We start from the raw sequence: 15,270 nt of genomic DNA, 5'->3' as shown, positions 1-15,270 counted from the left end.
CTACAAAAGGCCTGCCCGCTTGACGGCTCGATAGCGGTTCACCAGCTCCGCCGGCAAGTGCGCCGGCTCCACGTCGATCAGCAAGCCATCGCGCCCCGCCAGCTTCTGGAACGCATCGCTGCGTGTCTGCGCAAAGAGGTGGGCGCCAGCGACTTCCACGACCTGTCGATGCGTGTCCAGCGGCTGCTCGGCCATCTCGCGCAGCACCCGTTCGCGCAGGCTGGCCAGCAGCACCAGGTGCCGTGAGCGCAGCAGTTGCAAGGCAGGCTCCAGTTCACGCGCATCCTCGTCGCGGAAGTTCGTCAGCACCACGATGAGCGCGCGCTTGTGCTGCACCCGCATCAGGTCGCGGGCCGCGAGCAGGTAGTCCGAATGCGTGGCCTTGGGCTGCACGTCGTACAGCGTGGCCATCAAGCCATTCAGCGCGGCATTGCCTTTGCGAGGAGCGAAGCGCCGCATGTCCGACGCATCGGTGCCGAAGGTCATGGCGCCCACTTCGTCGCCTTCCTTCAGCGCGACGTAGGCCAGCAGCATCATCGCGTTCAGCGCTTCGTCGAAGTGGCTGCCGTTGCGTGAGGCCGGGCCTTCGTCCGCGCGCATGCGGCGGCCGCAATCCAGCAGGAACATCACGCACTGGTCGCGTTCGTCCTGGAACTGCCTCACGATGGGCCGGCTGTGCTTGAGCGTGGCCTTCCAGTCGATGTGGCGGATGGCATCTCCCACCTGGTAGTCGGCCAACTGCTTGAAGTCGGTGCCGGCGCCGCGCTGCGCGTAGCTCTTGATGCCGATGTCTGCCAGCCGCCGGTCGCTCGCCAGCCAGGCATAGCGCGATACCGCCGCGAAGTTCGGATACACCCGCAGCGATTCCTTCTCGCCCACGCGCCGCACCCACTCGAAGGTGCCGTGCAGCGTGCGCACGCGCAGCTCCGCCGGCTCGAAGCTCACCGGCCCGCGCATGCGCGGCACGATGAGGTAGTGCACCTCGGTGCGGGCCTGGGCCGGCACCAGTACCTTCAGCGGCAGGCCCTCGAAATCCAGCGAGGGATCGACGTGGTCGAACAGCTCCACTTGCCAGGTGTTCGGGCCTTCGTTGACGAGCGCGCAGGCCAGGTTGTGCTGCACGCCCAGCGCCAGCGCCGCGGGCATGCGCCGCTTCCACACCAGCGGCATGTGCCGCCAGGCCACCATGCTGCGCATGATGTCCACCAGCGCCCACAGCGTGCCGACGATGGCCGCGGCAATGGCGGCCTTCACGACAGTGTCGTACGGCACGCCCGCAACCAGCGCGACGATGGCGGCGCCACCGGCAGCGGCCACCGTCCACAAGGTGGCGCGGCTGGGGATCAGGGGAAGACGCACGTTGGTCGGTCCCGGTCCGTCAAAGGCGCGGCGCGTCCACGCTGTCGAGCATGGTCGCCAGCAGCTCGTCGGTCTTGCGGCCTTCCAGCTGCGCATCGGGCGAGAGCAGCACGCGGTGGCGCAGCACGGGCAGCGCGTGTTTCTTGACGTCATCAGGCGTCACGTAGTCGCGGGCATCCAGAAGCGCCGCCGCGCGCGCGGCACGCACCAGCGCGATGGCGCCGCGCGAGCCCGAGCCGTTGGCAATGCCCGGCCAGTTGCGCGTGGCGCGTGCGATGCGCACGGCGTAGTCCACCACCTTGTCGTCCACGCGGATGAAGCTGGCCATCTTCTGCAAGGCCATCACGTTGCGCTCGTCCAGGCGCGGCTGCACGCCGGCCAGCGGCAGCTGGTCGCCGCTTTGCGCGGTGGTGGTGCGCACGACGATGGCTGCCTCGTCAGCCAGGCTCGGGTAGCCGACCTCGATCTTGAAGAGGAAGCGATCGAGCTGCGCTTCCGGCAGCGGGTAGGTGCCTTCGGTCTCCAGCGGATTCTGCGTGGCCAGCACCATGAAGGGCCGCGACAGCGGCAGCGTCTGGCCTTCGAGCGTGACCTGGTACTCCTGCATCACTTCCAGCAGCGAGGCTTGCGTCTTGGCCGGCGCGCGGTTGATTTCATCGGCCAGCAGCAGGTTGGTGAATACCGGGCCCTTGATGACTCGCAGCGAACCGAGATCGGCGCTGGAGCCGGCCTTCACGTCGAGCACGGCGTGGCCGGTGATGTCCGAAGGCATCAGGTCGGGCGTGAACTGCACACGGGCATATTGCAGCGACAGCGCCTTGGCGAAGGCGCGCGCCAGCAGCGTCTTGCCCAGCCCCGGCACGCCTTCGATGAGCACGTGCCCCGAGGCCACCAGTGCGATCAGCGTCTGGTCCACCACCTCGCGCTGGCCGACCACCGCCTTGCCCACTTCGTCGCGCAGTGCGGACAAGACTTCGGCGGCACGGCTGATGTCGGCAGGGTTGATTTGCATGTCGTTTCCTCGGTGAACGTTTTTCTGGATCAGCGGTTCAGGGTCAGTCGCCGCGTGGCGGTTTCCAGCAGGGCCAGGGCGGTGACCAGGTCGCGGCGGGGCCGGTTGAGCGTGGTGTCCATTGCACGCGCCAGCGAGTCGGCATCGACGGCGGTGGCCCGGGCGATGGCCTCGGCGCGCGAGCGGCGATCCAGCTTGTCATGGTCGCGGATGCTGCGGCGCGCCGCCTGCTCCAGAGAGCGCAACTGTGCCCTGTGCAGGGCCTGGCTGTCGCCCTTGAAAATGAAACTCGATGTGCCACGCACCTGCTCGGCCACCGAGCGGCGCGACAGCGGCGGCACCGGCGCCCTCGGCCCGAAGCGCAGGATGGCGCGCCACAGGGCGAGCACGATGAGGCCCGCCGCGATCAGAACGACCGGCGCGGCCTTGTGCCAGATGAGCTTGAGCAGCGGCTCGCGCGTTTCGGAGTCGACAAACCAGACCTCAGGCCGCTCCTTCAGGTTCAGCGCGGCGACGTAGGCCAGCGCGTGGTCGCCGGCGAAGAGTTCGTGGTTGAAGCTCATGCTGCCGAGGATGACCGTGGCCTGGCCCTGGCCCACGGCCACGCGCGCGATCGCGGGGCCGAAGGAGGAATCCACCGACCACAGCAGCGGCGACTTGCTGACCAGGAAGACCCGCTCCATGCCCGTGCACATCTTGTAGCTGCGCGGTTCGTCGTAGGCGCCAGGGCGCGCGGTGGATTCGTTGCCGCCGAAGCATGGCGTCGGCGTGGGGTCGGGCAGCAAGCGGCGAGGGCGGCGCGGGGGTGGCGGCGGTGGCGGTGCACTGGCCGCGCCGCCGCGCCGCGCGGTGCGCTTGTCCGCTTCATCGTTGTCGATGCCGATCCACTTCGGCCGCTTCCATTGCTCCGACACCAGGTGCCCGCCGGCCTGCACCCAGGCCTGCAGGCGCTTGTCGCGCTCGGGAAAGAAGTCGTAGTCCCAGGAGTTGAGCACCAGCGTCGCGCTGGTGGGCGGCAGGCGGTCGAGGTTGTCCGGCGACACCACCTTGCCGCCCAGCTCGCGCACGAGCTTCTTGGCGGCGTAGTGCATGTCCTTGGCGGCTTCGCCCTTGGCCGGGTCGGGCACGCGCTCGTCGGCCCAGTAGGTGTTGTTGACGAACCAGAGGCCACCCAGCGCCAGCGCCACGACGAAGGCGATGTTCCAGACCAGGTCGCGATGCAGCGTCATGCGGCGGCCTCCGTGCGGGCCTTGCGCGGCAACTGCGCGTCGAAGCGGTCGCACAGCGACATCACCTGCGCATCGTCCGGCGTGCGTGCGCCGTAGACCGTGAGCAGCCAGGCCTGCACCAGGCCCTGGAAGAAGCCGCTCGCCTCGCCGGACAGTGAACGTGAGGCCAGCACCACGCAGTCGCCCTCGGTGTTGGCGGCGCGGATGGGCACTGCATGCTCGTGCACCAGCCGCGACAGCGCACCGCGGTACAGCAGCGACAGCGCCGCCCGGTGCTCCCCGCGCTGCCACAGCGCGCGTGCCGTGCCGGCGATGTCCTCGGGCAGGCTCTCGGGGCGGATGTCGAGGTCTCGCACGTGGCTGGGCAACACGACCTTGGTGCGAGAGGCCAGCCCGCCATGCACGAAGAACCAGCGGCGCGCGCCGACGACCAGCATCGCCAGGGCCAGGGCGCCGAGCAGCCAGACCAGCAGGCGGCCGGACTCGGCCAGCCAGATGCCGAGGTCGACCAGCCACGAGCGGTCGGCCTTCGGTGTGGGCGCTTCTTCTTCGTCGTCCTTCTTGTCGTCGGACTTGAACTTGAGCGTGCGCTCGGTGTGGCTGCCGCCCAGCAGCGGATCCTTCTGCACCGCGCTTGCGGCGCGGCTCACCTGCTCGACCGTCAGCGGCGCGGCCTGCGTGGCCGCGGCCGGCGTCAGCAGCGCGAGCAGCAGGCCCAGCAGCAGCGCATCAAGCCTGGAAGGCACGCCGAAACTCCTGCTCGATGTCCCAGGCCTCCAGCTCGACCCGGCGGTTGAGGTACATGGCGAATCCCGCGGCCACGTAGAACGGTTCGACTGCCAGCACCACCAGCGCATAGCCGGTGGCGGAGAAGAGGCTCTCGGCCAGCGTGCCGCCGTCTTCCATCCATTGCCAGATGAAGTTGCCGTGCTCGGATGGATTGAACAGCACGCCCAGCACCACCAGCGACAGGATGAAGATCATCTCCAGCTGGTTGAAGGCTCCCTGCAGCGCCATGCCGCTGCCGTGCTTGCCCTTCATGAGCTGGCGGCGGCGCTTGCCCAGGGCCGCGCCGCGCTGGCCTTCGAGCTGGTAGACCGGCTGCGTCATCGCGCGCCACGGCGACAGGCGGCGCAGCGTGAGCGTGCCGATGAGCTGACCCCACCAGACGCTGCGCTGCGCATCCCACAGGTCGGACAGGCGCGTGCGTTCGCCAAAGACGGCGCGCGACATCACGAACAGCAGCGTGCGGTCCATCCAGGGCTTGAGGCAGAAGATGACCGTGGCCGGCAGCCAGGGCGCGATCTCCACCGTGGACAAGGCCAGCAGCAGCACCACCAGCAGCACCGGGGTGAAGCAGGTCCAGACGTCGCGTGCGTGCTGCTGCACGAGGCGCACGCCCAGGTCGCCGGCTTCCATCATGCCGCGCGGGCGCAGGTTCACGGCGAGGGCATCAACCTGCATGCGCGGCCTCCACCGTGCGCGGGCGGCCCTGCCAGCCGAGGTAGGCCAGCACCATCACCCAGCACAAGCCGCCCACGCCGTACTTGACCTCGGGCGCGATCCAGCGCGACGACGACCAGAAGGCCTCGATGGCCGCTGCGATGAACAGCATGGCGGTCGCGAGGTACATCAGCGGGACTGCATCGGCCGAGGCCTTCCTCAAGGCTTGCGGTCGGCTCAGCCGGCGCGGCGCCACCAGCGCGTGCCCGATGGCCAGGCCCGCGGCACCGGAGATGACGATGGCCGTGAGCTCGAACGCGCCATGCGTGACCACGAAGGAATAGAAGGTCTGCGTGTAGCCCTTGTAGGTGAGGTAGCCGGCCACCGCGCCGATGACCGCGCCGTTGAAGGCCAGGAAGAAGAGGCTGCCCAGCCCGAAGAACACGCCGCCGGCAAAGCATTTGAAGGCAATGCCGATGTTGTTCATGATGTAGAAGCCGAAGGCCGACCAGTCGCCGCCGGCGCTGCGCGTGCGGCCCACCGGGTTGCTGGACGGCCCGTACATCGCATCGAACTCGCGCACGGTGTTGATGTCCTGCACCGACAGCACGAAGCCCGGGTCGAAGTAGCACAGCAGCGCGATGATGACCAGCGGCAGGCCGAACAGCGCGAGTGCCGTCCACATGTACAGCCGGTGCGCACGCACGGCCTGCGGCATGTCGACCAGCACCAGCTGGCCCAGCCGGGCGAGGCTGTTGTCGCCGGCGCGGTACACGGCCTGGTGGGCGCGCTCGGTCAGTGCTTCCAGGCGGACGGTGAGGTGCGTCGGGTAGTCGCGCGAGCGGGCCAGGGCGAGGTGCTCGCAGGTGGCGCGGTACAGCGCGGCGATGCGCGTGGCCGGGCGCTTGCTGGCCTTGTCGACGCGGCGCTTGCCCTTGTCGTCCTTCTTCGTGCGCGGTGCGCCTTCCAGATGCTCCAGCGCCTGGTCCAGCTCGTCCCAGATCGGCCGATAAGTGTTCTCGAATTGCAGCGGGGTCATGTGGTCGTCTCCCGCTTGCCCAGCAGCCATTGGGCGATGCCCAGCATGCGCGCGGTGGCGGTCTGGCCCTCGGCCACCAGGCCCAATCCGGGCGCAGCGATGGTGGCGAGTTCCGCCAGGCGCGCCTCGGTGATGCGGCTGCTGCGCGCGGCCCAGGCGATCACGGCGGCTTGTTCACGCGGGGACAGCGGACGGGCCGGTGCCTGCGGCGGTGCATCCGGCATCGCGCCGTGCAGGGTGACGGGCTTGGCATAGACGACCAGCGTGCCCGCGGCGATGTCGCCCAGGCGCTTGAAGTCGCCACGCATGAGCATGGAGGCGAAGCCGAATCCGTAGAGGAAAGGCAGGAAGTCCGCCGAGCGCAGCAGGTTGCGCACCAGCGAAGCACCGGGCGTGACGGGCAGGCCCGAGTCCATCACCACCTTGATGCCCATCGAGCGCTTGCCGGGCGTGGCGCCCGAGAGCATCAACTCGAAGACCACGGGGTAGAACCACTCGATGAGGAAGAGGACGATGAGCATCACGCCGCCACCGAACCCGCCCAGGCCCTGCAGTGCCATGGACACCACGATGAGCAGCACGAGGCGGATGAAGGCGTCGATGGAGAAGGCGTAGAAGCGCGGCACCACGCCAGCGGGGCGCAATGCGAGGGCGATGCCCTCGGGGGTCTCAGCGGTGAAGCTGGTGTCGAGCGAGGAAGGCCTCATGCGGCAGGCGTGCCCCTTGCGTCGACTGGAACGCTGCCCATCCGTCCTCCGTGGTGAAGCAGTTCGGTTTGGATGGATGGTAGCTGAAGGCCGGGCGAGCGCTCGAGGCCGCGGCGGGGATCAAATCCCGACCGTATCAAACTCCCGATACACGTCCCTCAACCACATCTTCACCCGCTGCCGATCCATCAGCCCCAGCTCCGCCGTTTCCAGCCCGCCGATGTTCTTGGCCGCCCAGAAGCTGCTGTTGGTGGCATCGATCCGGTTCATCACCGAATCGTGCAGGTGCCGCACCGACACCACTTGCGCACCCAGTTCCATCGCCCGGGCCTGCTCGCCGGATTCCTCCAGCACCGAGAAGTCCATGCCGCGCACCTGGTTGCGCACCAGCACGAAGCGCAGCTGGCCGCCGAAGCGGTCGAGCAGTTTCTTGAGCAGGTCCACGGAGTCCTTGCCGGAGTCCATCACGTGCCAGTAGAAGATGGGGATGCCCATCTCGTCGGCCAGGTTCAGCACGCCGGACTCGTCCATCCAGCGCACCAGCGGTTCGTGGGTCTGCGCCGCCAGGTCCACCAGGATGCGACGCTCGGGCTGCTCGACCGCGGCTTCCATGATCGCGTCCAGCGACTCGTAGCGGTCCACCAGCACCGGCGACGCGTAGCCTGAGTAGAAGCGCATCAGCGCGCCGTGGGAGCGGTCGGTGTCGAAGCCGAGGAAGGGCAGGTTGTGGTCGATCAGGTACTGGGCCACGCAGCGCGCGACCACCGACTTGCCCACGCCGCCTTTTTCTCCGCCGATGAAGTGAATGTTGGCCATGCCGTCTCCGTTGGTCTGCTGGTTCGCCGTGTCACGAGGGTGCGATTGTCGGGCCCCTTGTCAGGGACGCGAAAAGGGCGACTTTACCGGGTGCCATGGTCCTGCTGTCAATCGTCTTTCATGAAACCGTCACGCAGACGTAACGCGACCTTCACGGCCTGTTCCTACCCTGCGCGCTGTTTTTTCAACGGAGAGTCCGAATGCGACGCGCGACCCTTGCGGCAGCCCTGCTGTCCGCTTTGGCCATGGCTGGGTGCATCACCACCAGCAACAACGATCCCGCCCCGGCGGCCCCCACCCCGAAGAACGTCATCTTCTTCCTCGGCGACGGCTACGGCATGGTGCCGATGACCGCTGCCCGCATCTACACCGCCGGCGAAGACGGCGAGCTGACGATCGACACCTTCCCCGAGACCGCGTTCATCAAGACCTATTCGAACGACGCCCAGGTCACCGACAGCGCGCCGTCGATGTCGGCCTACATGACTGGCGTGAAGATGAACAACGAAGTCATCTCCATGTCCGCCGATACCCAGGCCCGCAGCCCGGCGGGCGCGTCGTACATCAGCGGTGTGGACAGCACCTGCCCGGCCACGGGCAACGGCACGGCGGTGACCACGCTGCTGGAGCTGGCCAAGGCCGCCGGCCGCGGCACCGGCGTGGTGACCACCACCCGTGTGACGCACGCGACGCCTGCGGCCACCTACGCGCACCTCTGCCACCGCGATGGCGAGAACACCATCGCCGCGCAGCTCGTGCCCGGCGGCGCGGGCTACAACACCGCGCTGGGCACCGACGGCGTGGATGTGGTGCTGGGCGGCGGCTGGCAGCACTTCCTGGCCCAGGGTGATGCGAAGGGCTCGGTGCGCACTGACGCGCGCGACCTCGTGGCCGAGATGAGGGCCAAGGGCTACAGCTATGTCACCGACCCTGCCGCCCTGTCGGCCGTGCCGGCCTCGACCACCAAGCTGCTGGGCCTGTTCAACAAGAGCCACATGAACTTCGACATCGACCGCGATCCGGCCAAGGAGCCCAGCCTCGCGGAGATGACGACCAAGGCCATCGACCTGCTGGCCAACAACAAGAAGGGCTATTTCCTGATGGTGGAAGGCGGCCGCATCGACCAGGCGCTGCACCCGACGCTCGCCCGCAAGGCGCTGCAGGACGCGAAGGCGTTCGACGAGGCGATCGCCGCGGCCATCGCCAAGGTCAAGGCGGTCGACCCCGAGCTGAAGAACACGCTCATCGTGGTCACGGCCGACCATGACCACACGATGGTGATGAACGGCTACGCCGCCCGCACCGGCAAGACCACCGATGCCAACCCCGGCATCCTCGGCCTGATGCGCGACTTCACCGACCCCAGCAAGCCGGCGGTCGATGCCGACGGCATGCCCTTCACCACGCTGGTGTTCGGTAACGGCGAGAACCGCGTCAACACCGCCCGCAGCGCGATGACGGTGCTGACCGATGCCGCGGTGTACGACAAGAACTACCACCAGGAAGCGGTGGTGCAGATGCCCACGGGCGGCGAAACGCACGGCGGCGCGGACGTGTTCCTCGGGGCCATGGGCCTGGGCGCGGACACCTTCCACGGCGTCATGGACAACACCAAGGTGTTTTCGCTGGTGAAGGCGGCAGTGGGGTTGTGAGCCCTGTCACAAAACCGCCATCCACCCTCCCGACATTTGAGATCACGATGAACATCAAGCATTCCCTCATCGCAGCGGCATTGACCACGACCCTTGCCGCGACCCTGGCACCGCAGGCCTTCGCCGCGGGCGAAGCCAAGAACGTCATCTTCTTCCTCGGCGACGGCATGGGCCCGGTGACCATCACCGCGTCGCGCATCTGGAAGTACAAGGAAGAAGGCCAGCTGGCCATGGAGACGCTGCCGTACACCGCCCGCGTCAAGACCTATTCGCTGGACGCGCAGACCACCGACAGCGCGCCCTCGATGGCGGCCTACATGACCGGCGTGAAGACGCGCAACGACGTCCTTTCGATGGACGGCAACACCTTCGCCAAGGCACCGGGCAAGGACGCCACCACCGGCGTGAGCGCCGCGGTGGACAACTGCCCGGCCACCGGCAACGGCGGCCCGTCGACCACGCTGCTGGAGCTGGCCATCGCCAAGGGCAAGGCCACGGGCGTGATCTCGACTGCGCGCCTCACGCACGCCACGCCGGGCGCGACCTATGCGCACAGCTGCCACCGCGACGCCGAATACAACATCGCCCGCCAGGCGGTGCCCGGCGGCGCCGGCGCCAACGCGGCGCTGGGCAACGGCGTGGACGTGATGATGGGTGGCGTGAGCAACTACTGGCGCCCCTTCGATGCGACCACGCGTCCCAAGGGCCGCCCGGACGGCCGCGACCTCGTGGCCGAGCTGCAGGCCAAGGGCTACAACTTCGTGAGCGACCTGTCGGGCTTCAACTCGCTGCCCACCACGGGGGGCACCAAGGTCATCGGCCTGTACGACTTCGCCATCGCGCAAGGCCACATGTCCTACGAGCTGGACCGCGACCCGACGAAGGAGCCGAGCCTCGCGCAGATGGCGAGCAAGAGCATCGACATCCTGTCCAAGAACGCCAACGGCTTCTTCCTGATGGTCGAAGGCGGCCGCATCGACCACGCGCTGCACGGCACCAATGCCGCCCGCGCGCTGGCCGACACCATCGCGTTCGACGATGCCATCAAGGCGGCGCTGGACAAGATGAACACCATCGACCCGGGCCTGGCCAACACGCTGATCGTGGTCACCGCCGACCATGACCACACGATGGCCTTCAACGGCTACGGCAAGCGCGGCAGCGATCCGCTGGGCCTGAGCATCAACTACGCCAACGGCGCGCCCAACACCGACGTGAACGGCAACAGCTACACCACGCTGGTGTTCGGCAACGGCTCCAACCGCGTCGCCACGCGGGCGCCGCTGGATGCGGCCACCGTCACCAACAAGGACTACCTGCAGGAAGTCGCGGTGCGCCGCGGCACGCCCGGCTCGGAGACCCACGGTGGCGGCGACGTGATGCTGTTCGCCACCGGCGCGGCGTCCAAGACCTTCAAGGGCACCATCGACAACACCAAGGTCTTCACCCTGGTGAAGAACGCAGCGGGGTACTGATGAAAGTACGTGGCTTGAAGCCTCACCGCGTGGGCCCTGCGCCCACGCTGGGGCAGGTGCTGCACCGTGCCTGGGGCCGGGCTGCCGTCCTGGCCACGGCGCTGTGCCTGGCGGCCGCGGGCGTGATGCAGGCGGCCCCGGCCGCTTTGGCGGTTTCTCCGGCGCTCGATGCGGTGGTGACCACCGAAACCAGGGTCGTCACCGCCGCCGGCGTGATGCGCACCGAGGTCTGGCAGGAGAAGGTGGTGCGCCGCGGCGACACGGTGTGGACCGAACGCATCCTGCCGCCGCAGGCCAGGGATGCACACCGGCACGAGAGCAGGCAGGAGCACGCCGGCCACAAGCATTTCGATGCCGAGGCCGCCGCGCGCTGGGTGCAGCTCGATGCGAAGGGGCAAACGGTGCTGCGCTTCGTCGACCGGGCGCATCGCATGGTGGTGAGCGTGCCGAAGTCGGAGTACGAGGCGGTGGGCTTCGACGGCCGCTTCGATGCAGCGGCGCACATCGTGCCGCCGTCGGTGATCGAGCGCATGCCGGTGCTGGCCAGCGCGTCCAGGGATGCGTCGGCGGTGTGGCACGTGGAGAAGAACGGCGAATGGTCGCACCGCGTGCTGTGGTCCACGCAGAAGCAGGTGGCGCTGCGCATCGAGTCCGAGCGCCTGGATGGCGGCTTCAGGCGCGTCGTCACGGTCGAGCCGGTGGCGCCGGCAGGGGCCTTGCCGTGGGACGGTCTCGCCACTTACGTCCAGAAGGAATACGACGACTTCATGGATTGAGCGCGGCCACGGCAGAATGCGCAGGCCATGCCCGACGCCCTCCGCCACATCACGCTGCGCCAGATCCAGATATTCCTTGCCGCGGCGGAGCATTCCAGCTTCGCCCGCGCGGCGCAGCTGCTGCACCTCACGCAGCCGGCGGTGTCCATGCAGATGTCGCAGCTGGCGGACGTGGTGGGCAGCGCCCTCTTCGAACGCCAGGGCCGCAAGATCGTGTTGACGCAGGCGGGGCAGACGCTGGTGCCCTATGCCGAACGGGTGGCGCAGACGCTGCGCGAGGCGGGTGACGCGCTGGATGCGCTGCAGGGCCTGCGCCACGGCAAGCTGCGCATCGCGGTGGTGGCCACCACCCGCTACTTCGCCCCACGCCTCCTGGCCATGTTCCGGCAGGAGCATCCGCAGATCGAGCTGGAGGTGAACATCCTCGGCCGCGAAGGCGTGATCGCGCAGCTGGAGAGCAACCATGCCGACCTGGCCATCATGGGCCGGCCGCCAGCGAACCTGCCGGTCGTCGCCGAGGTGTTCGCTCGCCATCCGCACGGCGTGATCGCACCGCCCGACCACCCGCTGGCCGGCAAGAAGAGGCTCGCGCCCGGACGCATCGCCGATGAACCCTTCATCGCCCGCGAGCACGGCTCAGGCACGCGCGCGGCGATGGACCAGTACTTCGCCGAGCACGCGCTCGATCCTCCCATTGCGCAGGAGATGCCCAGCAACGAGTCCATCAAGCAGGCGGTGATGGGCGGCATGGGGCTCGCCTTCATCTCGCTGCACACGGTGAACCTGGAGCACCGCACCGGCCACCTCGTGCTGCTGGACCTGCGCGGCCTGCCGGTGATGCGCGACTGGTACGTGCTCCACCGCGCCACGCGCCAGCTCAGCCCCGCGGCGCAGGCATTCAAGCAGTTCATGCACGCGCAGGCGCCGAAGTACATGAAGACGCTGCTGCCCAAGTAGGGTGGCAGCGTCGCTTCTCAGGCGCGCAGCGCGATGCGCTCGGCGCCGTACTTCTGCGATGCCTCCAGCCGGCCGTCGTAGATGATGCGGTCTTCGTAGTCGGACAGCCACAGCGCGTCCGGGTTGCGCCGCGCGATGATGAGGTCACCCTGCGTGCCCGCCGAGTTCGGCGAGCGGTGTACCTTCATCACGATCACACCGCCGCCGAAGATGCGGCCGACAGCGGGTGTCCATGAGTCCACCGTCGGGCCGTCGATGACCGACACCACCTCCAGCTTGCCCGCCTCGGTGGACATGGTGAATCGCGAGCGTGCCGTGTCCGACACGCCCTTCTGCGCGTCGTTGTGCAGGGCCCAGGCTTTTTCCACCGGCACTGCGAAGGCGGTGTGGCCCTCGATCTCGCGGCACTGGAAGAGGTACTTGGGCTTGATGTTGTGGCGGCGCAGTTCCTCGTGCAGCAGCCGCAGCGCCTGGGCCTCGTCGTTCACGCGGGCGATGATGGGCGTCTGGTTCTCCAGGCTCACGAAGCCGAAGCCGCGCACGGCATCGAGCGCGGCGGCCACCGGGGCCAGCCAACGGTGGTAGCCCATGCTGTCGCGGATGTACTGGTTGCTGGCGTCGCGTTCGAGCATCTCGTCGGGGTGCGTGAAGTGCACGACGAAGTTCACGTGCACCTCGGGGTAGCGGCGATGGAAGAACTCCAGCATCACGGCCAGGTTGCGGTCAAAGCGCTGCGGCCGGAAGGCCATCTCCTTGGTCCCAATGCGTACCAGGTGCACGCCGGCATCGGCCGCGGCGGCCATGTACTTGTAGAGGTTGCGGTTGGACAGCACCATCGGGTCGCCGCCGGACAGCAGCACCTCGCGGATCGGGTAGCGCGTCTCGCCGGTGGCCTTGTCCTTGCCGCCGTTCAGCGCGAGCGTGGCGTTGTAGTCGAGGATGTATTCCCGCAGTTCATCGGGCTTGACCAGCCCCTTGCCGGTGGAGCCGTTGAAGATGTCCAGCCGGTAGCAATAGCGGCAGTGCGCCGAGCAGGCGAGCGCCGAATAGCCCAGCACGATCTCGTCGTACTTGTGCAGGATCTTGCCCTTCAGGCTGTCCGGGCTGTAGCGGATCTGGTTGGACGGGTCCTTCTCGCCGCTCATGTCCGCAGCCTCGGCGAGGATGGGCACGACCAGCGCTTCCAGCGGCTTGCTGGGCGGCATGGCCGGCAGCAGCACTTCACCGCCGGGGCCGCGGTATTCCTCGCCGCGCACCAGCGCCATGTAGTACGGGTTGATGCCGAACATCATGCGCTGGTCCACGCCGTGGTCGCGCATGGTCTGGATCTGTTCAGGCGGGTAGAAGCGCTGCAGCAACGGCACCACGTTGTTGCTGTTGAAGCGGCCGCGCGCGGGCTTCACGTCGGGCAGCGCGGTCTCGGGCAAGTCGTCCGGCGATTCGATGAGAGTCATGCGGCGTTCTCCTTGAAGTGGATGCGTGGATTCAGAGCGTGGCGAGCCATTGCGTGAGGCGCAGCGTGCCGCGCACGGTCTTGGCGAAGAGGACGTGGCTGGCGGCGTCGTCGAACGGCCGGTCCAGGCGCAGCTCCCGCGACACGGCGAGGGCATGCGCGCCGTCGAACTCGACGTAGGCCAGCCGTGCGCACAGGTGGTCGGGCGCCATGCCGAAGGCGTCGCCGGGCAGCAGTGCGACGCCGGTGTCGGCCAGCAGCCGTTCGCACAAGGCCTGCGAGCTGTGGATGCCCGCCCGGTGCAGGCGGTCGGCGAAGGGCGTGAAGTCGGGGAAGAGATAGAAGCCGCCCGTGGGCAGGTGCAGGTTCACGCCGGCCTTGATGAGCTGCCGCGCCGTGATCTGGCCGATGTGGTCGAGCACGCGGCGCTGGTGGGCCAGGTAGTCGCGCGTGGCCGAGTTCCACTGGTAGGCCTCGCAGGCCGCCATCTGGACGGGCAGCGGCGCGCAGGAATAGGTTTCCGACGCGATGCCCACCAGTGTCTCGCTGAAGTCACCGAGCAACTCGTGGGGAAGCACGGCCACGCCCAAGCGCCAGCCGCCCGCGCCGCACCATTTCGACAGGCCGCCGGTGACGATGGTCCGCTCGGGGTAGTAGGCCGCGAGGCTCACGTGCTCGCCGCGGTGGTCGAGCAGGCCGTAGATCTCGTCGGAGATCACGAGCACCTCGTGCCGGTTGCACACGCGGGCGATGGCTTCGAGTTCGCTGCTGGTGTAGGACAGGCCGTCAGGGTTGCCGGGGTGGTTGAGCACGAGCAGGCTGGGCACGCCCGCATCGGACTTGCGGCGCAGGGCGTCTGCGATGGCTTCGGGCGTGGCGCGCCAGCGCTGCTCGAAGCTCGTCGCCACCCGGATCGGCGTGTGTCCGAGCAGCTTCGCCTGTGGTGCATAAGACACCCAGGCCGGTGCGGGAATGAGCACGTCGGCGCGCTCGAACGCGGCCATCACCGTGTAGAGCAAAATCTTGGATCCCGGCGCGACGAGCACCTGCTCGGCGCGTGCACGAAGCCCGAACGCGTCGACATGGAAGGCAGCGACGCGTGCGCGCAGATCCAGCAGACCCTGCACCGGCGTGTAGTCCTTGGCCGCGGCATGCACCCGCAAGGCATCGACGGCGGCTGGAAGCGGCGGAAACGGCGATTGGCCGAAGCCGAACTTGAAGATCTCGCGGCCGCTGACTTCGATGTTGCGCGACTGTTCGTTGAGCAAGAGGGTCTGCGACTTCGCGACCTGCCGGAGGTTGTTCATCTGCATGGGCTGCACGTCCATCGGGTTCGGAAGCGGCGCAGTTTA

14 protein-coding genes are annotated in these 15,270 nt (G+C 68.1%); 4 read left to right on the top strand and 10 right to left on the bottom strand.

The window, feature by feature from the left end:
- The 8 genes from DZC73_RS03640 to DZC73_RS03605 all read right to left on the bottom strand — a co-directional run bounded on the left by DZC73_RS03640 (position 1) and on the right by DZC73_RS03605 (position 7,605).
- Positions 1–1,359, bottom strand: a complete 1,359-nt coding sequence (locus DZC73_RS03640; RefSeq protein WP_235834972.1) for a DUF58 domain-containing protein — start codon at positions 1,357–1,359, stop codon at positions 1–3.
- Positions 1,360–1,378: 19 nt separating this feature from the next.
- A complete protein-coding gene (locus tag DZC73_RS03635) occupies positions 1,379–2,371 on the bottom strand; it encodes an AAA family ATPase (RefSeq protein ID WP_124538817.1) in 993 nt (330 codons plus the stop codon).
- A gap of 29 nt (positions 2,372–2,400) precedes the next feature.
- Complete coding sequence (locus DZC73_RS03630; protein WP_124538816.1) at positions 2,401–3,600, bottom strand: DUF4350 domain-containing protein; 1,200 nt, start codon at positions 3,598–3,600, stop codon at positions 2,401–2,403.
- On the bottom strand, positions 3,597–4,346 hold the full coding sequence (locus tag DZC73_RS03625) for a DUF4129 domain-containing protein (RefSeq protein ID WP_235834971.1): 750 nt from the start codon (positions 4,344–4,346) through the stop codon (positions 3,597–3,599). Before DZC73_RS03625 ends, DZC73_RS03630 begins: the two co-directional genes overlap by 4 nt.
- A complete protein-coding gene (locus DZC73_RS03620; protein ID WP_124538815.1) occupies positions 4,330–5,064 on the bottom strand; it encodes a hypothetical protein in 735 nt (244 codons plus the stop codon). The genes DZC73_RS03625 and DZC73_RS03620 overlap by 17 nt, the downstream gene beginning before the upstream one ends.
- The gene (locus DZC73_RS03615) at positions 5,054–6,082 is read right to left on the bottom strand and encodes a stage II sporulation protein M (protein WP_124538814.1); all 1,029 of its coding nucleotides are present in this window, start codon (positions 6,080–6,082) and stop codon (positions 5,054–5,056) included. Before DZC73_RS03615 ends, DZC73_RS03620 begins: the two co-directional genes overlap by 11 nt.
- Positions 6,079–6,789: an RDD family protein gene (locus tag DZC73_RS03610; protein WP_124538813.1), complete on the bottom strand. Its 711-nt coding sequence runs from the start codon at positions 6,787–6,789 to the stop codon at positions 6,079–6,081. The genes DZC73_RS03615 and DZC73_RS03610 overlap by 4 nt, the downstream gene beginning before the upstream one ends.
- A 120-nt stretch (positions 6,790–6,909) precedes the next feature.
- A complete protein-coding gene (locus DZC73_RS03605; RefSeq protein WP_124538812.1) occupies positions 6,910–7,605 on the bottom strand; it encodes a P-loop NTPase family protein in 696 nt (231 codons plus the stop codon).
- Positions 7,606–7,805: 200 nt separating this feature from the next.
- Between DZC73_RS03605 and DZC73_RS03600 the strand changes: the two genes are divergently transcribed.
- From DZC73_RS03600 to DZC73_RS03585, 4 genes are read left to right on the top strand one after another with little or no spacing between them, the layout of a single operon-like run.
- Positions 7,806–9,257: an alkaline phosphatase gene (locus DZC73_RS03600; protein WP_124538811.1), complete on the top strand. Its 1,452-nt coding sequence runs from the start codon at positions 7,806–7,808 to the stop codon at positions 9,255–9,257.
- A gap of 47 nt (positions 9,258–9,304) precedes the next feature.
- Positions 9,305–10,732, top strand: coding sequence for an alkaline phosphatase (locus DZC73_RS03595; protein WP_124538810.1), 1,428 nt, complete (start codon positions 9,305–9,307; stop codon positions 10,730–10,732).
- A 14-nt stretch (positions 10,733–10,746) separates the two neighbouring features.
- A complete protein-coding gene (locus DZC73_RS03590; protein ID WP_124538809.1) occupies positions 10,747–11,508 on the top strand; it encodes a hypothetical protein in 762 nt (253 codons plus the stop codon).
- Between the two features lie 27 nt (positions 11,509–11,535).
- On the top strand, positions 11,536–12,465 hold the full coding sequence (locus DZC73_RS03585) for a LysR family transcriptional regulator (protein WP_124538808.1): 930 nt from the start codon (positions 11,536–11,538) through the stop codon (positions 12,463–12,465).
- A gap of 17 nt (positions 12,466–12,482) precedes the next feature.
- Here the strand turns inward: DZC73_RS03585 and DZC73_RS03580 are convergent, their stop codons facing one another.
- Positions 12,483–13,919 carry a hypothetical protein gene (locus DZC73_RS03580; protein ID WP_124538807.1) on the bottom strand — a complete coding sequence of 479 codons (1,437 nt, stop codon included), beginning with the start codon at positions 13,917–13,919 and terminating at the stop codon, positions 12,483–12,485.
- A 31-nt stretch (positions 13,920–13,950) separates the two neighbouring features.
- Entirely contained in the window at positions 13,951–15,225 is a 1,275-nt protein-coding gene (locus DZC73_RS03575) for a pyridoxal phosphate-dependent aminotransferase (protein ID WP_161974437.1), read from the bottom strand.
- Positions 15,226–15,270: the final 45 nt, after the last annotated feature.

The organism is Rhizobacter terrae (assembly GCF_003852895.1).
Classification (GTDB): domain Bacteria; phylum Pseudomonadota; class Gammaproteobacteria; order Burkholderiales; family Burkholderiaceae_C; genus Albitalea; species Albitalea terrae.
The sequence above is the reverse complement of the archived record's forward strand: the minus strand, read 5'-3'. Positions and strand labels throughout refer to the sequence as shown.